18 protein-coding genes are annotated in these 20,532 nt (G+C 70.5%); 8 read left to right on the top strand and 10 right to left on the bottom strand.

Going from position 1 to position 20,532, the window contains the following annotated elements; all coding sequences use genetic code 11:
• Positions 1 to 34: 34 nt before the first annotated feature.
• Together NK718_RS11325 and NK718_RS11320 are read left to right on the top strand one after the other, a co-directional pair.
• On the top strand, positions 35 to 1,210 hold the full coding sequence (locus NK718_RS11325) for a mandelate racemase/muconate lactonizing enzyme family protein (RefSeq protein ID WP_254741954.1): 1,176 nt from the start codon (positions 35 to 37) through the stop codon (positions 1,208 to 1,210).
• 40 nt (positions 1,211 to 1,250) lie between these two features.
• A complete protein-coding gene (locus NK718_RS11320) occupies positions 1,251 to 2,756 on the top strand; it encodes a sulfatase family protein (protein WP_254741950.1) in 1,506 nt (501 codons plus the stop codon).
• A gap of 12 nt (positions 2,757 to 2,768) precedes the next feature.
• Here the strand turns inward: NK718_RS11320 and NK718_RS11315 are convergent, their stop codons facing one another.
• Genes NK718_RS11315 through NK718_RS11305 form a run of 3 tightly spaced genes read right to left on the bottom strand, consistent with a single transcriptional unit; the run spans position 2,769 to position 6,036 of the window.
• Positions 2,769 to 4,049 (bottom strand): sulfatase family protein, encoded by a 1,281-nt coding sequence (locus NK718_RS11315; protein ID WP_254741947.1) that lies wholly within the window; start codon positions 4,047 to 4,049, stop codon positions 2,769 to 2,771.
• Entirely contained in the window at positions 4,046 to 5,050 is a 1,005-nt protein-coding gene (locus tag NK718_RS11310) for an ABC transporter ATP-binding protein (RefSeq protein ID WP_254741944.1), read from the bottom strand. Before NK718_RS11310 ends, NK718_RS11315 begins: the two co-directional genes overlap by 4 nt.
• A complete protein-coding gene (locus NK718_RS11305; protein ID WP_254741941.1) occupies positions 5,047 to 6,036 on the bottom strand; it encodes an ABC transporter ATP-binding protein in 990 nt (329 codons plus the stop codon). Before NK718_RS11305 ends, NK718_RS11310 begins: the two co-directional genes overlap by 4 nt.
• 78 nt (positions 6,037 to 6,114) lie before the next feature.
• Between NK718_RS11305 and NK718_RS11300 the strand changes: the two genes are divergently transcribed.
• Positions 6,115 to 7,563, top strand: coding sequence for a sulfatase family protein (locus tag NK718_RS11300; RefSeq protein WP_254741938.1), 1,449 nt, complete (start codon positions 6,115 to 6,117; stop codon positions 7,561 to 7,563).
• Here the strand turns inward: NK718_RS11300 and NK718_RS11295 are convergent.
• Positions 7,560 to 8,279 carry a GntR family transcriptional regulator gene (locus NK718_RS11295; protein ID WP_254741936.1) on the bottom strand — a complete coding sequence of 240 codons (720 nt, stop codon included), beginning with the start codon at positions 8,277 to 8,279 and terminating at the stop codon, positions 7,560 to 7,562. The genes NK718_RS11300 and NK718_RS11295 overlap by 4 nt on opposite strands.
• A gap of 128 nt (positions 8,280 to 8,407) precedes the next feature.
• Between NK718_RS11295 and NK718_RS11290 the strand changes: the two genes are divergently transcribed.
• From NK718_RS11290 to NK718_RS11275, 4 genes are all read left to right on the top strand, one after another.
• Positions 8,408 to 9,970, top strand: coding sequence for an ABC transporter substrate-binding protein (locus NK718_RS11290; protein ID WP_254741934.1), 1,563 nt, complete (start codon positions 8,408 to 8,410; stop codon positions 9,968 to 9,970).
• A gap of 37 nt (positions 9,971 to 10,007) precedes the next feature.
• Positions 10,008 to 10,955 (top strand): ABC transporter permease, encoded by a 948-nt coding sequence (locus tag NK718_RS11285; RefSeq protein WP_254741932.1) that lies wholly within the window; start codon positions 10,008 to 10,010, stop codon positions 10,953 to 10,955.
• Positions 10,945 to 11,835, top strand: a complete 891-nt coding sequence (locus NK718_RS11280; RefSeq protein ID WP_254741930.1) for an ABC transporter permease — start codon at positions 10,945 to 10,947, stop codon at positions 11,833 to 11,835. Before NK718_RS11285 ends, NK718_RS11280 begins: the two co-directional genes overlap by 11 nt.
• 178 nt (positions 11,836 to 12,013) lie before the next feature.
• Positions 12,014 to 12,862: a formylglycine-generating enzyme family protein gene (locus NK718_RS11275; RefSeq protein WP_254741928.1), complete on the top strand. Its 849-nt coding sequence runs from the start codon at positions 12,014 to 12,016 to the stop codon at positions 12,860 to 12,862.
• A gap of 14 nt (positions 12,863 to 12,876) precedes the next feature.
• On the opposite strand, the gene NK718_RS11270 is transcribed toward NK718_RS11275, so the two are convergent.
• The 6 genes from NK718_RS11270 to NK718_RS11245 are packed head-to-tail and all read right to left on the bottom strand — an operon-like array spanning position 12,877 to position 19,293.
• Positions 12,877 to 13,968 carry a sugar phosphate isomerase/epimerase family protein gene (locus NK718_RS11270; RefSeq protein ID WP_254741925.1) on the bottom strand — a complete coding sequence of 364 codons (1,092 nt, stop codon included), beginning with the start codon at positions 13,966 to 13,968 and terminating at the stop codon, positions 12,877 to 12,879.
• Between the two features lie 20 nt (positions 13,969 to 13,988).
• Positions 13,989 to 14,801: an ATP-binding cassette domain-containing protein gene (locus NK718_RS11265; protein WP_254741922.1), complete on the bottom strand. Its 813-nt coding sequence runs from the start codon at positions 14,799 to 14,801 to the stop codon at positions 13,989 to 13,991.
• Positions 14,802 to 14,804: 3 nt separating this feature from the next.
• Entirely contained in the window at positions 14,805 to 15,815 is a 1,011-nt protein-coding gene (locus NK718_RS11260) for an ABC transporter ATP-binding protein (RefSeq protein WP_254741920.1), read from the bottom strand.
• A 6-nt stretch (positions 15,816 to 15,821) separates the two neighbouring features.
• On the bottom strand, positions 15,822 to 16,676 hold the full coding sequence (locus tag NK718_RS11255) for an ABC transporter permease (RefSeq protein WP_254741915.1): 855 nt from the start codon (positions 16,674 to 16,676) through the stop codon (positions 15,822 to 15,824).
• Entirely contained in the window at positions 16,676 to 17,716 is a 1,041-nt protein-coding gene (locus NK718_RS11250; protein ID WP_254741908.1) for an ABC transporter permease, read from the bottom strand. Before NK718_RS11250 ends, NK718_RS11255 begins: the two co-directional genes overlap by 1 nt.
• Before the next feature lie 11 nt (positions 17,717 to 17,727).
• On the bottom strand, positions 17,728 to 19,293 hold the full coding sequence (locus tag NK718_RS11245; protein ID WP_254741905.1) for an ABC transporter substrate-binding protein: 1,566 nt from the start codon (positions 19,291 to 19,293) through the stop codon (positions 17,728 to 17,730).
• A 347-nt stretch (positions 19,294 to 19,640) separates the two neighbouring features.
• On the opposite strand from NK718_RS11245, the gene NK718_RS11240 reads away from it, so the two are divergent.
• The gene (locus tag NK718_RS11240; protein ID WP_254741902.1) at positions 19,641 to 20,369 is read left to right on the top strand and encodes an aspartate/glutamate racemase family protein; all 729 of its coding nucleotides are present in this window, start codon (positions 19,641 to 19,643) and stop codon (positions 20,367 to 20,369) included.
• Positions 20,370 to 20,532: the final 163 nt, after the last annotated feature.

Here is a 20,532-nt window from a genome sequence, read left to right as displayed (position 1 = left end):
CCCGCATACGCACGGAAAGGGGCGACACGCCGCCATGAAGATCGAGGCCGTCGATTTCTTCTACCTCTCGATGCCGCAGGTGACGACCGAGGCCGACGGCAGCCAGGATGCGCTCGTCGTCAGGGTCGCCGGCGGCGGGCATGTCGGCTGGGGCGAGTGCGAGGCGGCGCCGCTGCCCTCCATCGCCGCCTTCGTCTGCCCGATGTCGCACGGCGTCTGCCGCCCCGTCGCGGATTCGGTGCTGGGCCAGCGTCTCGAGGGGCCGGACGACATCGCGCGCATGGCGGCGCTGGTGGAATACGACAGCATGGACCTGCTGCAGGCGGCCCACACCTTCTCCGGCGTCGAGATGGCGATGTGGGACCTGCTCGGCCGCGCGCGCGGAGAGCCCGTGTGGAAGCTCCTCGGCTACGCCGCCTCGCACGCCAAGACGCCCTACGCCTCGCAGCTCTTCGGCGACACGCCGCAGGAGACGCTGGAGCTCGGCCGCAAGGCGCGGGCGAAGGGCTTCCGCGCGGTCAAGTACGGCTGGGGGCCGATCGGGCGCGGCGCGCCGGAGGCGGACGCCGACCACTTCGCCGCTGCCCGCGAGGGCATCGGCGAGGACGGCATCCTGCTGGTCGATGTCGGCCAGATCTTCGGCGAGGACGTCGAGCGGGCGGCGCTGCGCCTGCCGGCGCTCGAAAAGGCGCGCGCCACGTGGCTGGAGGAGCCCTTCCACGCCAGCGCGCTGGAGGCCTACGGCGCGCTCGCGGCGCGCAGCCGGACCGTGAAGATGGCCGGCGGCGAAGGGGCGCACAACACGTTCATGGCGCGCCACCTGATCGACTACGGCAAGGTAGGATACATCCAGATCGATTGCGGGCGCATCGGCGGCATCGGCCCGGCGAAGAAGGTGGCGGACTACGCCGCCCCGCGCGGCGTCACCTACGTCAACCACACCTTCACGTCGCACCTCGCTCTCTCGGCCTCGCTGCAGCCCTATGCCGGGCTGGAGGGCCACCGCATCTGCGAGTACCCGGTCGCCCCGAAGTCGCTGGCGGTCGACCTCACCGCGACGCATCTGACGCCGGACGCCAATGGCGAGGTGCGCGCGCCCGACGCTCCGGGCCTCGCCGTCGAGGTGAGCCCCGAGGCGCTGCGGCGCTACCGCGTCGACGTCGAGATCAGGGTCGGCGGCCGCACGCTCTACCGCACGCCCGAGGCCTGAGCCGGAACGCGGCCCCGGCGCGGCCGACAGGAGAAAGGCGATGCCGGAACAGTCCCAAGCGGCCGGGCGGCCGCAGCCCGACATCCTGTTCTTCTACTCCGATCAGCACGCCCGCCACGTCGTCGGGCACGCCGGCGACGCCGTCGCCGTGACGCCGAACCTGGACCGGCTCGCCCGGTCCGGCGTGTGGTTCGACAGCGCCTACTGCCCCTCCCCGATCTGCACGCCGAGCCGCATGTCGATGCTGACCGGGCAGTGGCCGCACGAGCAGGGCTGCTGGACGCTGGAGGACCAGTTGCGCTCCGACCGGCCGACTTATGCTCATGCGCTGGGCGCGGCCGGCTATCGCACCGTCCTGTGCGGGCGCATGCACTCGGTGGGCCCGGACCAGCTGCATGGCTATGCCGAGCGCGACGTCGGCGATTGCAGCCCGAACTGGCCGGGCGCGCCGCGCCAGGATCTCGGCGTGCTGGCAGGCGCGCAGGGGCCTGCGCGCGTCAGCCTGGAGCGCTCGGGGCGCGGGCAATCGGGCTACGAGGTCGTCGACCGCGCCGCCGTCGCCGCCGCGCTGGAGCGCATCGCCGAGATCGCGCGGGCCCGCAAGGCGGGCTCGACCCAGCCCGTGTTCCTCACCGTCAGCTTCGTCCTGCCGCACTGCCCGTTCGTCGCCCGCGCCGAGGATTTCGACCTGTTCGAGGGCCGCGTCGGGCCGCCGCGCCTCGGCCGGCCGGACCCCGATCGCGAGCACCCCGCCACCGCCGCGTGGCGGCGCGCCTGCGGGATCGAGGACTTCGATCCGCAAGCCGTGATCCGGGCGCGCACGGCCTATTACGGTCTGGTGCGCCGGCTCGACGCGATGATCGGCGAAGTGCTCGACGCGTGGCACGCGGCCGGGCTCGGCGGCGACTCGCTGGTCGCCTACACGTCCGACCACGGCGAAATGCTGGGCGAGCACGGGCTGTTCTGGAAGAACTGCTTCTACGAGCAGTCCGTCGGCGTTCCGCTGATCCTGTCCTGGCCGGGCCGCCTGCCGGAGGGCGCGCGCTGCCCGCGCGTCGTCAACCTCGTCGACCTCGGCGCGACCTTCATCGCCGCCGCGGGCGCGCCCGCCCTGCCCCGCTCGCGCGGGCGCAGCCTGCTCGGTATTGCGGCCGATCCGGATGCGCCGTGGCTAGACGAGACCTACAGCGAGTACGTCACCGACGAGACGCCGCAATGGACCGGGCCGACGACCGTGCAGCAGCGCATGGTGCGCGCGGGACGCTGGAAGCTCGTCGTCACGCGCGGGGAGCGGCCCCAGCTCTTCGATCTCGCGGCCGACCCCGACGAACTGCGCGACCTCGCGGAGGACCCGGCCCTGGCCGACCTGCGGCGCGACCTCGAAGCGCGCGTCCTGCGCGGCTGGGACGCCGACGCGATCGCCCGCGAGGTGGCGATGCGCCGCCGCGAGAAGAACCTGCTGGCCGAATGGGCCCGTCGCACCCATCCGCGCAGCACGCTGCAATTCCCGATCACCGCCGCCGACAGCTGGCTCGACGGCGGCTGAGCGCGACGGCCTTCAGCCTCCGCCCGCGAGAGCGGCCAGGCGCGGCGCGATCTCGGCCTTGACCCGGCGGCCGAGTTGCGCGCCCCAGTCGTCGCCCATGGCCTCGGCGTGGCGCACCATCCGGTCCGCCAGCCCGTCGATCTCGCGCGCGAAATCGGGAAAGTGGTCGAAGCGGCGGAACTCGCCGTCCGGGCGCGGCGTGAGGAACAGGTCGAGCTCCTCCTCCGGATCGTCGCGCAGATTGTAGAGCTCGTGCTGGCCGGTTCCGCTGGCGATGAGCTTCCAGTCGGCGGTGCGCACGCAGCGCTGCTCGATCTTGCTGATGTGGGTGATGTTCTCGACGTAATAGTCGTCCCGCCAGGCCGGCCTCTCGCCGCGCAGCAGCGGGACGAGGCTCGCGCCGTGCATCGGCGACAAAGCGCGGCCGCCGGCCAGCTCGATCAGCGTCGGCGCGAGGTCCTGCAAGCCCACCGGCAGATCGCAGACGCTGCCCGGGGGTACGCCGGGCCCCTCCGCGATGAAGGGGATGCGGATGGCGTCGTCGTGGCAGACGAACTTGTGCTCGCCCTCGCGCCGGTACCAGAACGTATCGCCGTGGTCGGAGTAGTAGATCACGAGGGTGGAGCGATCGAGCCCGGTGTCCCGCAGCGTGTCGCGAATGCGGCCGAGGCACGCGTCGAGCGCGGTCACGGCGGCGTAGTAGCCGGCGAACGGCACGCCGCGCCCCCGATACGGCTCGTAGTAGCGCGACGGCGCGGTATAGGGATCGTGCGGCGGGTAGTAGCTCTGCACCATGACGAAGGGCTGCTCGCTCGTCGCCTGCCGCCGCAGGAAGGCGACGCAGGCGTCCGTCTGGCGGTCCGGGCGGTAGACGCCGTCGCGCTTGCCGTCGATCCAGTGGCCGAAGCGGGAGTTGAAGCACTCCTCCCACACGTCGAAGAACCGGGGCTGCTCCTCGCCGAGATGCCACTTGCCGAAGTGCGCCGTCAGGTAGCCCGCCGCCTTCATCCTGTCGAACACGGTCTCGCGCAGAAGCGAAGCCGGGCTGTCGAACGCGTTGGCGACGCCGTAGACGTTGTCGATCAGGCCGTGGGCGTGAGGATAGGCCCCCGTCCACATCGTGCCGCGCGCGGGCGTGCACACCGGCCACGGCGTGAAAGCGTGGGTGAAACGCATGCCGCCTTCCGCCATGGCGTCGAGGTTCGGCGTCTCGACGAAGCGATTGCCGTAGGCGCCGATCGAGTCCATGCGCTGCTGGTCCGAGAAGACCAGCACGATATTGGGTCGCGTCATGCCTGGAGGCTCCCGGTTGAAGTCGTCGCGCTCGGCGTGAGCAGATGACAGGCCGCCGCGTGGCCCGGCGCCACCTCCACCAGCGGTGGGCGCTCGGCGCGGCACCGCTCGAAGACGTGGGGGCAGCGCGTGTTGAAGCGGCAGCCCGGCGGAGGATTGCTGGCGCTCGGCACGTCCCCCGTCACCGGCTGGAACCGCCGCTTGCCCTCCCCGACCTCCGGGATGGAGGCGAGCAGCGCCTGCGTGTAGGGGTGCCTCGGCGTCGCGAACAGCGCGCTTCGGGTCGCGATCTCGACGATCTCGCCGAGATACATCACCGCCACGCGGTCGCAGATGTGCCGGATGACGCCGAGGTCGTGCGAGATGAAGAGATAGGTCAGCGACAATTCACTCCGCAGGTCCTCGAGCAGGTTGAGGATCTGCGCCTGGATCGACACGTCGAGCGCCGACACAGCCTCGTCGAGCACGAGGAAGCGCGGCGACAGCGCGAGAGCGCGCGCGATGCCGATGCGCTGCCGCTGGCCGCCGGAGAACTCGTGCGGAAACCGCGCGGCGTGGTGCGGCAGCAGGCCGACGAGCCCGAGCAGCTGGCGCAGGCGCTTGTCGCGCGCGACCCGGTCCCCGACGCCATGCACGACGAGCGGCTCGGTGATCAGTTCGCCCGCGGTCATGCGCGGGTTGAGCGAGCTCATCGGGTCCTGGAACACGATCTGCAAGTCGCGGCGCAGCGCGCGCAGCGCCTTGCCGGCGAGCGCCGAGATTTCGACGCCGTCGAACAGGATCGACCCCGTGCTGGGTTCGAGGAGGCGCACGACCATGCGCCCTGTCGTCGTCTTGCCGCAGCCGGATTCGCCGACGAGCCCCAGCGTCTCGCCTTTGGCGATGTCGAAGCTCACGCCCTCCACCGCGCGGACCTCCACGGCGGGCGCGAGAAAGCCGCGCCCGCGCCGGCGGAACGTCTTCCCCAGCCCGCGCACAGAGAGAAGCGGCGCCTCGCTCACGCGGCCGCCTCCGCCAGCGGCGTGAGGCATGCCGCGCCGTGCGTTGGCCCGACCTGGAGGCGCGGCGGGTCGAGCTGCGCGCAAGCGGGCTGGGCCAGGGCGCAGCGCGTGCGGAACCGGCAGCCGCTCGGCAGGTCGAAGGGCGGCGGCACCGTTCCCGGAATCGCCTGGAGGCGCGGCGTGTCGTGGCTGGCCGACGGGCGGCTCGCCAGAAGCCCGCGCGTGTAGGGATGCGCCGGCCGCGCGAACAGCGACGCGGCGGGCGCGTCCTCGACGATCCGGCCCGCGTACATCACCGCGACACGATCCGCGAACGACGACACGACGCCGAGGTCGTGGCTGATGAGCACGATGCCCATCCGGTATTCCTGCTGCAGTTCTCGCAGCAGTTCGAGGATCTGCGCCTGGATGGTCACGTCGAGCGCGGTGGTCGGCTCGTCCGCGAACAGAAGCCGCGGATGGCAGGCGATGGCCATGGCGATCATGACGCGCTGGCGCATGCCGCCCGACAGCTGATGCGGATATTCGTCGAGCTTTTCGCGGGGGGACGGAATGCCGACGCGCGACAGCAGGTCGGCCGAACGGGCGCGCGCCTGTCCCGCCGTCACCGCGCCGTGGCGCAACAGCGTTTCGCCGATCTGCCGGCCGATAGTGAGCACGGGGTTCAGCGCCGTCATCGGCTCCTGGAAGATCATGCTCATCGCCGCGCCGCGCAGGCGCTGCAGCCGCTTCTCGCCCGCGCCCAGCAAAGGCTCTCCCATCAGGTTCAGGCGGTCCGCCGTCACCCGCGCGACGTCGGGCAGCAGCCCCATCGTCGCCTGCGCCGTCACGCTCTTTCCGGAGCCGGATTCCCCGACGATGCCGAGCACTTCGCCGTCGTCCAGCGTGAGCGTGACCCGGTCGACAACGGTCATGCCCGCGAAGGCGACCGACAGCCCGGCGATGTCGAGCAGCGGCGTCTTGTCGCCCGCGCTGGCTGCATCCATTCGCTGACAGTCCCCAGCCGTTGCCCCTCGTCAAATTTCGTATACGATTAGACGATAATGTCAACGCGCGGGCGTGCCATGACGCGACATCCCAACCTGGTGGTGGTCCTCGTCGACCAGCTTCGCCGGCACGCGCTGGGCTTCGCCGGCGACCCCAATGTCCGCACGCCCAACATAGACCGTCTGGCCGCCGAGGGCGCGTGGTTCGACGCGGCCTGCTCCAGCTATCCCGCCTGCGTGCCGTTCCGCTTCTCGCTGATGACGGGCGAGTACGCGCACAGCCGCAACGTGCTCGGCATCGGGCATCGGCTGTCGCCCGCCGAGCGCACGCTGGGCGAGGCCGTGCGGGAGCAGGGCTACGCCACCGCCTATGTCGGCAAGTGGCACCTCTATTCGTCCTACGGGCTCACGGGCGGGCTCACGCTGTCGCAGGCCTGCCGGACCCCGGTGCCGCGCTCGCACCGGCGCGGCTTCGATGCGTGGCGCGGCTTCGAGCTGCGCAACGATTTCCACGACACCTGGTACTTCAGGGACGACGAGGCGACGCCCCGCCGGCTGGAAGGCTACCAGACCCACGGCCTGTTCGATCTCGCCGAGACCTACATCGCCGACGAGCGGCCCCGCGACCGACCGTTCTTCCTGCTGCTCTCCGTGGAGGCGCCGCATCCGCCCTTCACCGCGCCGGCCGAGCGCGTCGAAGCCATCGCGCAGCGCGGTCCCCTGCGGACGCGGCCCAATGTCGACGTCGGCGCGATCCGCTTCGCGCCGCCCGAGTGGTATGGCCCCGGCAATCCGGGCGGCGCGGCGGACCGCTCCGACATCAAGACGGTGCACGCCGCCTTCGAGCCGAACATGCGCGGCTACTACGCCATGATCGAGGAGATCGACGACCGCATGGGGAGCCTCATGCGGACCTTGGAAACGCAGGGCCTGGCGGAGAACACGGTCGTGCTGTTCCTCTCCGACCACGGGGAGCTCGGCGGCAGCCACGGCCTGCTCGGCAAGGCCGAGCCGTGGGAGGAGTCGGTTGCCATCCCGCTGATCGCCTGGGGCGCGGGGATCGCCAAGGGCGCGCGCTGCGCGACGCCGCTGGCGACGGAGGACCTGTTCGCCACCCTTGTCGGCCTCGCCGGGGGTTCGCCTGAGCCCGGGCCGGGACGGCGCGACTTCGCGCCCTGGCTGCGCGGCGACGCGCCGCCGCCAGACCGCGAGGCGGTACTGCTGGAATTCGTCGCGGAGGCGCGGCCGGGGCGCGGCTATTTCGACCGCACATGGCGAGGCGTTCGCACCGCGCGGCACAAATACGTGACGCTGGGCGACCGCACGGGCGCGCGCCCGTGGCTGCTGTTCGACCTCGAGGCGGACCCGTACGAGCTGCGCAACCTCGTCGACGACGCCGGCTCGGCGGAGCTGGCGGCCCGCATGCACGGCCTGCTCGTCGCCGTGCTGGACGAGACCGAGGACGACTACGCCCTCGCCCCGGCCTTCGGGCACCCGGCCCGGCGCGCCGTCGCGGAAGCGTCCTAGTCCGGGTCCGCCGAGACGCGCATGCGCTCGATGAAGCCCTCGTGGTCGAGCGCCTTGGTGTAGTCGACGATGTGCTCGCGCATCAGCGAGGCGAGGCTTTTCGCATCCTTCGAGCGCAGCCCCTCGATGATGTCGGTGTGCTCGTCGGCGATCGGGCCGAGGTCCTTCTGCATCGCAGACAGGCCGAAGATGATGGTGAGCTGCAGCGACAGCGGCTCCCACGTGCGCAGCAGGACCTCGTTGCCGGTGAGGCCGCAGAGCTGGCGGTGGAACACCGTGTCGAGCCGAGCCAATTCGTACCGGTCGCCCTGGCGTGCGGCCTCCTCCATCAGGTCGCGCGTGCGGACCAGCGGATCGAGGATCGAGGGATCCTTGCGGGCCGCCTGCCTCGCCTCCTCGGCCGCCAGCTGCTCCAGCACCAGGCGCACCTTGAGCACCTTTTCGAGCCGCGCCACGCTGACGTCCATCAGCCGCATGCCGCGATAGGGCATGTTCTCGACGATGCCCTGGCTCTCCAGGAGCCGCAGCGCCTCCCTCACCGGCACGCGGCTCACCTGCAGGCGCCGCGCGACCTCCGCCTCCACGACCCGGTCGCCCGGCAGGAACGTGCCGCGCGCGGCGGCCTCGACGATGCGGTCGACGACCTGCTCGACCAGCGTCTTGCGGCCGTTGAGGGGCTCGAGTGTGTCGGCGTTGGAAGGGACTGCTTCAACCATTGCTTGCTCGATTGCATTGTGAATGGGTTATCGTATACGATTATACGAACGTCGCCACAACCCGCCCTCTCGTCGGCGCGACCAACAAGCTGAATGCGGGCAACGTCTCGGGTGCAAGGAGGATCGCCGTGAGGATCTGCCAACGTTCCGTGCTGTTCCGCCGTATCGCCCTCGCCGTCGCGCTCGGCGCGGCGACGGCGCTGGCCTCGCCCGCCTCGGCCCAGAAGGCCGGCGGCGACGTCGTGTTCGCGCAAAGCTCCAACCCGCCCAGCCTGGACGGGATGGTCACGTCGTCCCAGGCGTCGCGCAACATCACCATGAACATGTACGAGACCCTGTTCGGTTTCGACGAGAACATCCGCCCGATGCCGATCCTGGCCGAGTCCGTCGAGATTTCGCCGGATGGACTGACCTATCGCATCCCGCTGCGCAAGGGCGTCAAGTTCCACAACGGCAAGGAAATGACGGCCAAGGACGTCAAGGCCTCGCTGGAGCGCTACCGCAAGCACGGCGCGACCGCGGGCCTGCTCAATCCGGTGACGAGCATCGACATCACCGGCGACTATGAGGTGACGTTCCGCTTCGCCAAGCCGACGCCGACCTTCATCGAGGCGTTCGCCTCGCCGCGCGCGCCGGCCGTCATCATCCCCGAGGAGGAGACCGGCAAGGACCCGGGCAAGATCAACTTCATCGGCACCGGCCCCTACAAGTTCGTCGAGTACGTGCCCGACAGCCACGTCAAGCTCGCCAAATTCGCCGACTACGCGCAGGACAACCGCTACAAGGGCCCGGACGGTTTCGGCGGCAAGAAGACCGCCTATTTCGACACGATCACCTTCCGCGTCATGCCCGAGACCGGCGCCAGGACGGCCGCGCTCGAGGCGGGCGAGATCCAGATCAACGAGCAGATCCCGATCCCCACCGCGCGCCGCCTGAAGGGCGACCCGAAGTTCGCGATCTACGAGAACAAGACGTGGGGCTTCCTGACCTTCATCATCAACCTGAAGCAGGCGCCGGGCGACAACCCCAAGTTCCGCGAGGCCGTGCAGGTGGCGCTGAAGATGGAGCCCATCGTCGGCATCGCCACCGAGGGCCTGTTCTCGTTGAACCACGGCTGGCAGTACCCCGGCACCACCTATGACGCCGGCGACATCGGCAAGCAGTGGTACAACCTGGGCGACGCGGCCCGGGCCAAGGCCCTGCTCGCGGAGGCCGGCTACAAGGGCGAGCCCTTCTCGATCCTGACCGACTCCAACATCCCCGAGCACAACAAGTCCGCCGTCGTCATCGCCGAGCAGCTCAAGGCGGCCGGCATCAACGCCGTCATCAACCAGGTCGACTGGCCGACGGCGCTGAAGATCCGCCTGCAGGACACCGGCTGGAACGGCTGGACGCTGGTGATGGGCATCGAGCCCTATCTGGGTCCCGTCGGCGTGGTCGCGACGCTGGTCGGCAATACGGCGCACTTCCGCCAGCCCGACCCGCAGCTCGACGCGCTCTACGAGGAGCTGATCTCCGGCAAGACCGTCGAGGCCCGGCAGGAGACTTTCCGCAAGATCCAGGCGCGTCTCTACGAGCTGCGCGGCATCATCAAGATCGGCGATGTCGGCATCGCGCAGGCGGCGCGCTCCAACGTCAAGGGCTTCACGCCCTTCCGCTTCCCCCGCCTCTACAACGTATGGTTCGAATAGAGGCCGGCCGGGCAAGGCGACGGAACCGGAGACGCGCATGCTGCGGTTCGTGATCTACAGGGCGATCAGCGCCATCCCGGTGCTGATCGTCGTGTCCCTCGTCTGCTTCCTGCTGATGTGGATCGTGCCCGGCGACGTCGCCTCGGAGATCGCCGGGGCCGACGCGACGCCCCAGCAGATCGTCCAGATCCGCGCCAATCTGGGGCTCGACCGTCCGCTGTTCGAGCGGGCGGTCGACTGGTACTGGAACCTCCTGCACGGCGATCTCGGCCGCTCCTACCTGCTCAACCGCAACGTCACCGACGCGGTGATGGAGCGGCTGCCGGTGACGCTCTCCCTCGCCGGCCTCGCGCTGGCGCTCGCCATCGCGCTCGGCATCCTGCTCGGCGTGTTGGCCGCCGTGAACCACAACCGCTTCCTCGACCAGGCGGCGATGACGCTCGCCTTGCTCGGCCTCTCGATGCCGGACTTCTGGTTCGGGCTCATGCTCATCGTGCTGTTCGCGGTGCAACTCGGCTGGCTGCCGACCGGCGGGTTCGTCTCCCCGTCCGAGGACCTGATCGGCTGGGCCAGGTCGATGACGCTGCCCGCCCTGACCCTCGCCTTCACGCAGATGGGCGTGATCGCGCGCATGACGCGCTCGAGCATGCTCGACGCGCTGGGGCAGGACTATGTGCGCACGGCCAAGGCGAAGGGGCTGAGCGCCGGCCAGATCGTCTTCGTCCACGCGCTGCGCAACGCGCTCATCCCCATCGTCACGGTCACCGGCGTCATGACCGGCGTGCTGATCGGCGGCGCGGTGGTGGTCGAGACCGTCTATTCGCTCCCCGGCAGCGGCCGGCTGATCGTCGGCGCCATCCAGCGGCGCGACTATCCGATCATCCAGGGCGGCCTGCTGCTCACCGCCACGATCTTCGTGTTCGTCAACATCGTGGTCGACGTTCTCTACGGCCTGCTCGACCCGAGGGTCCGCCATGGACGCTGACGCCCTGCCCTCCGCGACTTCGGTTCGCCTGCGCCAGGCCGGCCGCTTCATGCTGCGGCTGCTGGAGCACCGCTCGTTCCTGATCGGCTCGGTGCTGTTCTTCGCCATCGTCGCCTGCGCCGGTCTCGCCGACGTGCTGGCGTCCGACGACCCGAACCGGAACGACTACGCCGCCATCCTCGCCGGCCCCAGCGCGGAGCACCGCTTCGGGGCCGACGCCTTCGGCCGGGACATCCTGTCGCGCGTGCTCTACGGGGCGCGCGCCTCGCTGCGCATCGGCGTTTTCGTCGTCCTGGGAACGGGCGTCGCCGGCGTTTTCATCGGCACGGTCGCGGCCTACGTGCCCGCGCTCGACGGGCTGTTCATGCGCACCATGGACGGGCTGATGGCCTTCCCGGGGGTGCTGCTCGCCATCGCGCTGTCCTCGGCGCTGGGCCCCTCGGAGTTCAACGTCATCCTGGCGCTGACCGTCGCGTTCATGCCGCGCACCGCGCGCATCGTGCGCGCCAGCGTGCTGGTGGTGAAGGAACTCCCCTTCGTGGAATCGGCCGTCGCCATCGGCGCCGGCCATGCGCGCATCATCCTGCGCTACATCCTCGCCAACTCGCTGTCGCCGCTGATCGTGCAGCTCACCTTCGTGTTCGCGGTGACGGTGCTGGCCGAGGCGATCCTCAGCTATATCGGCGTCGGTCCGCCTCCTCCCGCGCCGTCGCTGGGCAACATCATCGCGGAAGGCCGCAACTATATCCGCGAGGCTCCGTGGATCGCCTTCTTCCCCGGCGTCGTCATCGCCGCCACCGTCCTCGGCCTCAACCTGATGGGCGACGGGCTGCGCGACGTCATCGACCCGCGCCTGCGCAAGCTGCGCGAGGCGGGCTGAGGCCATGCCCGGTCCCGCGACGGTCCCGCTTCCCCGGCCCGAAAACGCCGCGCCGCGCGTCGGCGAAGTTCCGGCTCCAACCCCGCCCGCTCGCTCGCCGTGCTGCGCGCCGGCGCGCGGCGATGCGCCATCCCCCGTTCTCGCGCCCGCCCCGCCTTGGGCCCCCGGCGGTGGCGACGTGTCGCTGCGCGTCCCCGTCCCCGGCGGGCGGGCGCTGGTCGGCACGGACCGGCCGTTCCTGCCCGTCGACGGCGAGGGCCCGCAGCGCAGCGTGCGGCTGGCCGGCTTCCAGATGGACGCCCACGCCGTCACCAACGCCCGCTTCGGCCGCTACGTCGAGGCGACCGGCTACGTCACCGAGGCGGAGCGCTTCGGATGGTCGTTCGTCTTTCACGCCTTCCTGCGCGACCGGAGCCTCGGGCCGGTGGGCGCCGCCGCCGCGCCATGGTGGCGGCGCGTCGAGGGCGCGTGCTGGCGACATCCCGAGGGACCGGACTCGACGCTGGACGGCCGCGCCGAACACCCGGTCGTCCACGTCTCCTGGCGCGACGCCGCCGCCTTCGCGTCCTGGGCGGGCGGCCGCCTGCCCGGCGAGGCCGAATGGGAGCACGCCGCGCGGGGCGGCCTCGGCGACGTCGCCTTCCCCTGGGGCGACCGCGCGCCCGACGACGAGACGTTCCAGCCCTGCAACATCTGGCAGGGCGCGTTCCCTCATACCGATCTGGGCCGCGACGGCTGGCGCGGCACGTGCCCCGTCGACGCCTTCGAGTCCAACGGCTACGGCCTGTTCAACATGGCCGGCAATGTCTGGGAATGGTGCGCCGATCCGTTCCGCGTGCGCTCGCTGAAGCGCGACGCCGCCGCGCGCAACGCGACGGCCGACGCGCAAGGCTGGCGGCTGATGAAGGGCGGCTCATATCTGTGCCACGCCAGCTACTGCTTCCGCTACCGCATCGCGGCGCGGCTCGGCGTGCCGCCCGACAGCACGACCGGCCATGTCGGCTTCCGGCTGGCCTATGACGCGTAGCGGCCGCGCCCGCCTCAGGCCGCCTTGCGGCGCAGCGGCAGGCCAAGCTCCTCGCAGATCCCCCTGATGTGGGCAGCGCTCTGCTGGATGTAGCGCACCGTCTCCTCGTAGTGGAAATGCTCCACCGCCCACGCGGCGTAGGAGCGGCGGTCCGGAACTTCGCCGCCGGCGATGCGCTGGCCGTAGGCGCGCACCATCGCGAGATAGGCCGCGTATTCCTCGACGCCGAGGTCGGGATGCCCCGCCAGCCATTGCGGATCGGCGATCTCGACGATCATGCGCGGCGGAGTGCGCGGGCGGTCGCTAAACGATTCATAGTTCTCGATCGACAGGTTGAGGTCGGGATTGGCCTCGGCCAGGATCGGCAGGATGCTCCTGAAATCGACCACGCCGGAGCCGCAGGGGCGCATCTGGAAATCCAGCACGTCGCCGTCATAGGCGATCAGGGCGTCCTTGATGTGGGTCTGGCGCACATAGGGCGCCAGTCGCCGCGCCGCCCACACCGGGTGCTCGCCGCGCTGGAGCACGTTGGCGGTGTCGAACACCACGCCGGTCGTGTCGGGGCCGACGTCCTCGACCAGCCGGACGAGTTCGAACGAGGTGATCTCCTCGTGCGTCTCCAGGTTGAGGTGAATGCCGAGGTCGCGCGCGATCGGCTTGAGGATCTTGAGGAAGCGCGCCGTCGCCGCAAGCTGCTCCTCCCAGGTCACGTCGGTGCGGAAGCGGTCATAGGCGAAGCGGCCGACATAGGCGGGCTTGTAGTTCGCCGTCGCCACCCACAGCTCGCGGCAATCGATGGCGGCGCACGCCTCCATCATGCGGCGGAAGCCGAGCACGATGTCGCCGTCACCCATCATCCGCAGCTCGGGGGCCTCGGGCGTGGCGTAGGGATTGACCTTGCCCAGGCCGGTTTCGAGATACATGCCGAGTTCGTCGGCGCGCTGGCGGACGGCGCGCAACAGGCCGGGGTCGAGCGTCGGGCTCATGTCGAGCACGGTGCGGAAGAACAGGCCCTCCATGCCGAGGTCTCGCGCGTGGTCGAAGCTGTCGACCGGCCCACGCTTGGCGGCTTCCGGAATCTTGCGGCCGTCGACACCGATGCGCATCGGCTCGTCTCCTCGATTTGTCAGGACTGGTGCTGGAGCTGGCGGCGGCGGGCGCGGCCCACCGCCGGATCCGGGACGGGAACGGCGTCGAGCAAGGCCCGCGTATAGGCCTCCCGCGGCGAGCCGAAGATCTCCGCCCGCGTGCCCTGCTCGACGACGCGCCCCTTGTGCAGGACGACGATGCGCTCGCAGAGATGGCGGACGACGGCGAGGTCGTGCGCGATGAACAGGATGGCGAGCCCGAACTGGCGCTGCATGTCCTGCAGCAGGTTGATGACCTGCGCCTGCACGGACACGTCGAGCGCCGCCACCGGCTCGTCGCAGACGAGGATGCGCGGCTGCACCGCCAGCGCGCGCGCGATGGCGATGCGCTGGCGCTGCCCGCCGGAGAACGAGCGCGGATAGCGCCCCCTGTCGTCCGGGTTGAGCCCCACCGTGCGCAGGATCTCGGCGACGCGGTCCCGCCGCGCGGCTGGCGTGGGCTCGAGCCGATGCACCAGAAGCCCCTCGCCGACCAGCTCCTCCACCGTCATGCGCGGGTTGAGGCTGCCATAGGGGTCCTGGAACACCATCTGAACGTCGCGGCGGAATCGCAGCAGGTCCGCGCCCCGGGCGCGCACCACGTCGGTTCCGTCGTAAGTGATGGAGCCTTGCTCCGGCCGCGTGAGCGCCATCAGGCATTTGGCGATGGTCGACTTGCCCGAGCCGGATTCGCCGACGAGCCCGAGCGCCTGTCCCGCGTCGAGCCCGAACGACACGTCGTGGAGCACCTGCACGGGCGGATTGGGGAACGACGCGTAGGTCTTGCAAAGGCCGTCGACGCTGAGAAGCATGGCTTAGGCTCCCTGCGAGGCATGGAGGTGGCAGGCGGCCCGTCCGCCCTCGACCGGCAGCACGGCGGGAACGTCCCGCAGGCACGGCGCGAAGGCCGCGTCGCAACGGGGATGGAACGCGCAGCCCGTCGGGCGGGCGAAGGGCGGCGGCGGCGCGCCGGGGATGGCGTAGAGCCGGTCGAGATCCTGGTCGATGCGCGGCACGGCCTTGATCAGCCCGCGCGTGTAGGGATGCCGAGGCCGGGCGAAGACCGAGTCGACCGAGCCGTCCTCCACGATGCGCCCGGAATACATCACCATCACGCGTTCGGCGAAGCCCGCGACAACGCCAAGGTCGTGCGTGATGAACAGCACCGCCAGGCCGCGGCGGGCCGACACGTCGTCGAGCAGGTCGAGCACCTGGTCCTGCACCCGCACGTCGAGCGCGGTGGTCGGCTCGTCGGCGATCAGCAGCCTCGGCTCGCCCACCAGCGCCATGGCCAGCACGACGCGCTGGCGCATGCCGCCCGAGAACTCGTGCGGATAGGCGTCCAGCCGCTCGGCCGCGCGGTCGACGCGCAGTTCGTCGAGCACCGCCAGCGCCCGCCGGCGCGCGTCCGCCTTTCCGACGCCTCGGATGCGCAGGGTCTCGGCGACCTGGTCGCCGATGGTCATCAGCGGGTCGAGGAAGCTCATCGGGTCCTGGAACACCATGGCGATGTCGCCGCCGCGCACCTGCGTCATCTCCCGCTCGGACAGAGCGAGAAGGTCGCGCCCGGCGAACTCGACGCGGCCCGACACGCGCGCCGCCCGGTCGAGCCGCATCAGAGCGCGCGCGGTCACCGACTTGCCCGAGCCGGATTCGCCCACGAGCGCGACCCGCTCGCCGACGCCGATGGCGAAGTCGACGCCGTCGACGATGCGCACGCTCGACGCGCCGAGCTGGACGGGCATGTCGACCGTGAGGCCCACGGCCCGCGCCAGCGTCGTCGCGTTCGGACCCGGCGTGGGCGATCCCTGGAAGGTCCGGTCCATGTGCATCTAGTTCCCTCGCAAGGACGGGTCGCGGCGGACCTGGATGATTTCGCCGAGAAGGCCGAAGGCGATGGACGTGATGGCGACCGCAGCGCCGGGCATGACGACCGTCCACCACGCCGTCGAGACGTAGCCGCGCGCGCCGGCGATGGTGGCGCCCCACTCCGCGCTGGGCGGCTGCGCGCCGACGCCGATGAAGGAGAGGCTCGCCAGCACGAGCACCGTGGTGCCCACGTCGCCGGCCCACTTGACGATCAGCACGTCGAGCGAGTTCGGCAGCACGTGGCACGTCATCAGCCGCCAGCGCGAGACGCCGAGCGCCCGCGCGCCGGCGACGAACGGCGCCTCCATCGTCTGGCGCATGATGCCGCGCAGCAGCCGCGCCGTGATCGGCCAGCCGGTGATCGCCATCGCGATGATGGCGGAGCGCAGGCTGGGCCCCATCGCGGCGGCGAAGCCGAGCGCGACGACCATGCCGGGCAAGGCGAGCCCGATATCGGTGATGCGCATCAGCGTCTCGTCCAGCCAGCGCGGCCCCGCCGCGCCGATGGTGGCGACGGCGACGCCGATGAGCGAGTAGAGAGTCACCACGAGGAAGGCGGAGAGCAGCGTCGTGCGCGCGCCCACCACGAGCCGCCAGAACACGTCGCGGCCCTGGTCGTCGGTGCCGAACCAGTGGCCGGCGCCCGGCGGCAGCAGCGCGTTGGCGATGTCGGAGCGGTAGACGCTCTCCGGCGCGACGAGCGGGCCGACGACCGCCACGGCAAGCAGCAGGACGACGAGGCCGATCACCGACGCCTCGAAGGCCGAGAGCCCGAGCCCGGCGCGCGGCGCGCGAACGGAAACGGCGGGGGCGGACATCAGTGCTGGCTCCCGAACTGGGCCGACCGGATGCGCGGATCGAGCACGAGCTGCATCACGTCGACGGCGAGGTTGACGAGGCACACCACCGTTCCGATGAACATCACCGATCCGAGCACGGCGAAGGTGTCCTTCTGCGCCACGGCGTTGAACATGTAGGCGCCGATGCCCTTGCGGGCGAAGACGGTCTCCACCAGCACGGCCGAGCCGATCATCGCGCCGGCCTGCGTGCCCGCCAGCGTCAGCACGGGGTTGAGGCTGTTGGGCAGAGCGTGGTCCGTGAGCATGCGCCGCGCCGACGCGCCCTTCGCGCGCACCGCCATCACGAAGTCGCTGCGCAGGACGCCGAGCAGCGAGGCGCGCAGCGTGCGGAACACCTGAGTCGAGAACAAGGCCGCCAGCACCGCCGCCGGCAGCGCGAGGTGCCACAGCGCGTTGAGGAAGCCCGCGCCGTTGAAGGCGAGCAGCGCGTCCAGCGACGGCGCGCCGGTGACCACCGGCGAGCCCATGCCGAACGAGACCTGGCCGGAGATCGGCACGACGCGCCAGACGCGCCCGAGCAGGAATTGCAGCACCAGCGCGAGCCAGAAGGCCGGCATGCCGCCCAGCGTGACGGCCGCCGCCCGGCACAGCGAGTCGAACGCCCCGCCCTGCCTGTAGGCGGCGACGATGCCCGCGGGGATCGCCACCGACAGGTTGATCAGCATCGCCACGACGACCAGCTCGAGCGTGCTCGGCAGCACCTTGCCGAGATCGCTCATCACCGGCTGCAGCGTCACGATGGATGTGCCGAAGTCGCCCTGCGCCACGCGCAGCAGGAAGCGCAGGTACTGCGCGACCAGCGGCGCATCGAGCCCCAGCCTGATCCGCATCGCCTCGACCTGCGCCGCCGAGGCGTCCGCCCCCGCCGCCATCTGCGCCTCGTCGCCCGGCATCAGCTTGATCATCAGGAAGACGAGCGTCGCCAGCCCCCACAGGGTCAGCACCGTCAGCCCCAAACGTTTCAGCAGGAACCAGGCGTAGACCTTGAGCGCGGGCATGCCAGCCTCTCCTACGGCTTGGCGAGGCGGAAGTCGGCGGGCTCGGCCGGCGGCACGAGCATGCTCGCCTTGAGGTCGGCCAGCGTGCCGACGCGGTACACCGCCGGCTTGTAGACGCCGTACATGTCGATCATCACGGAGTCGCGGTCGAGGATCGTCTGCACCTGCTTGTAGATGTCGCAGCGCCTGGCGTTGTCGGCCGTCGCGACGGCCTGGTCGAGCAGGCGGTCGACCTCCGGATTGCTGTAGCCCGCGCGGTTGGTGCCGATGGCGTCCGACTTGTAGCCCTTCACCAGCACGATGCCGGGGTCCGGGAACTGCGCGAAGTCCTCCAGCAGCATCATCTGCGGGATGGACGCGGGGTCCTTCAGCGAGGCGAGGTAGTTGGGGAAGGCGATCGGCTCGAGGTCGAGATCGACGCCGATCTCGCGCAGGTTCGACTGGAACAAGGTCGCTTCCTGCTTCTGCAGCTCGAACACCGGCTGGAAGTTCATCTTCAGCTTGATCTTGTCGGCCCCGGCCTCCTGCAGCAGCTTCTTGGCGCCTTCGAGGTCGCGCTTGACGACCGGCAGTTCGGGCCGGCAGTTCAGGCGGGCGGGAAGCGGCCCGTTGGCCAGCGCGCCGTTGCCGCCGCGGATGCCGCGCAGGCCGCCCTGGTAGTCGTAGACCATGCGCAGCGCCTTGCGGACCTTCGGGTCCGCCGTCGGGCCGGTGCGCGTGTTGAAGACGATCTCCGCCTGGTAGGAGGTGTTGATCGGCACCACCTTGACCGAGGGGTCGCCCGCCATGCCGGCGGCGTCGCGGTCGGCGATGGCGAAGCCGACGTCAATGTTGCCGGAGAGCAGTTCGTCGCGGCGCGTGGAGCTCTCGTCGATGCGGCGGAAGACGATGGACTCCGGCCGCCCCTTCTCCGGCGCCCAGTAGTCCTTGAACAGGTCGATGACCACCGCCTGCGACTGGTCGCCGAGCTTGTAGGGGCCGCTGCCGGCGTCGTGCGCCTGCAGCCAGCCCTGCCCGTCGTCGGACCCGGCGTGCGACGCCACCAGCGCCGAGTTCAGGATGTAGATCTTGCTGAGCGAGGGCAGGAACAGCGTGTTCGGCTTGGTGAGCGCGATGGTCAGGTGCGTGTCGTCGGTCACCGTCGTCTTGTCGTAGCCGTCAATCAGCGAGGCGACGCCCGCGCCGAGCCGCTTCAGGCGGTCCAGCGTGTAGGCGACGTCCTTGGCCGAGAGCGTCGACCCGTCATGGAACTTCACGTTGGGGCGAAGGGTGATCGCGATCGACTTCGCGTCGTCCGAGTAGGCGTAGGCGGTGGCGAGGCTGCCGGCGAGCGTCGTGTCCTCGTAGGTCACGAGCGTGTCGTAGACGGCGCTGATGATCGTGTTGGTCTGGTTGTAGTCGGCGCGAAGCGGGTCGAGCGTGTTGATCTGCCCGCCGAGCCCCACGATGATCGTGTGCGCCCTGTCCGCCGCGCCCGAGGGCGTCGCGGCGCAGCCGAGGGCCAGCGCCAGCGCCATGGCGCCGGCGGTGCGAAGCAGGCGGCCCCGCGTGCGCTCCGACGAGTCAATCGCGTTCATCTTCGTCGCTCCCTTTGGTGATTTCCGCGCCGCCCGCTACGGGATGGCTTTCGGTTTTTGTATCCGATTTCCGCAATCATGGATACACGAATCTGCAACAGGCGCAACCTCTGGCTGTAGTGGCAAGGAAGAACGGTGCGGTTCCGCCCTCGGGTAGCCCTCCTGCGCACACGCGTCCCCGGCGCTCCGGCGCGACGCTCGGCCGCTGTGGGACACGCAATTTTGGATACATATTGACAACCGATCTGATACAGCGCTAATCAGGACGACGCGTCGACAGGCCGCGGCCCGGCATCGCCGGCCCATCCGCCCGTCCGTCGACCGGCCACAACCCGCCGAGGCCTTCCATGGCGCAGCTGCTCGTCATCAATCCGAACACCTCGGGCGAGGTCTCCTCGGTCATCGAGGCCCTGGCGCGCGACGAGGCGGGCGCGGAGCACGAGGTGCGGGTCGTCACGGCGCGTTTCGGCTTTCCCTACATCGCCTCGCGCGCGGCCTTCGCCATCGCCGGCCACGCCGTGCTCGACGCGGCGGCCGAGGCGCTCGACGCCGGCGCAAGGCCCGACGCCATCGTGCTGGGCTGCTTCGGCGATCCCGGCCTCGACGCGCTGGAGGAACTGGCCGGTCTTCCGGTCGCCGGCTTCGCCGAAGCGGGACTGTGGGAGGCGGCCGCCGAGCCGGGCGCGTTCGTGGTGGCCACGCGCGGCGCGATCTGGCGCGACATGCTGCACGAGATCGTCGGGCGGCTCGGGCTGGCGGACCGCGTGGCCGCCATCGCCTGCCTAGACGAGGACGAGCCCGCCGCCATCGCGCGCGCCCTCTCCTCTTTGGCCGCCGCCACCGGCGCGAGCCGCGTCGTGCTGGGCGGCGCGGGCCTGATCCCCATCATGGACGAGGTCACCAGGCACGCCGAGATTCCGATCCTGGACCCGCACCGCGCCGCCATCCGCAAGGCGCTGCGCCTCGCCGCCCGCAAGCAGCGGCCCGCCCTCGCGGAGCCGCATCGGGGCGCGACGGAAGGGCTTTCGCCGGCGCTGCGCCGCGTCCTGTCCGGCGCATTCGGCGGCCAGCGCTAGACTGCAAGCGGTCCCGCCCGCCCCTCCTTGCTCTGATACATTCCGACGCCGACGTGCGGAAATCGCGCCGTGCCGATATCCGTCAATCCACGGACGAATCGTATTTTTCTTGAGTTTCCGCCGCCGACACGGCAAGGCTGTGCGATATCCTTGGGCGTCTTGC

It is taken from the genome of Alsobacter ponti, assembly GCF_024294805.1.
Lineage (GTDB): Bacteria > Pseudomonadota > Alphaproteobacteria > Rhizobiales > Beijerinckiaceae > Alsobacter > Alsobacter ponti.
This window is presented reverse-complemented; position numbering and strand designations above follow the sequence as displayed.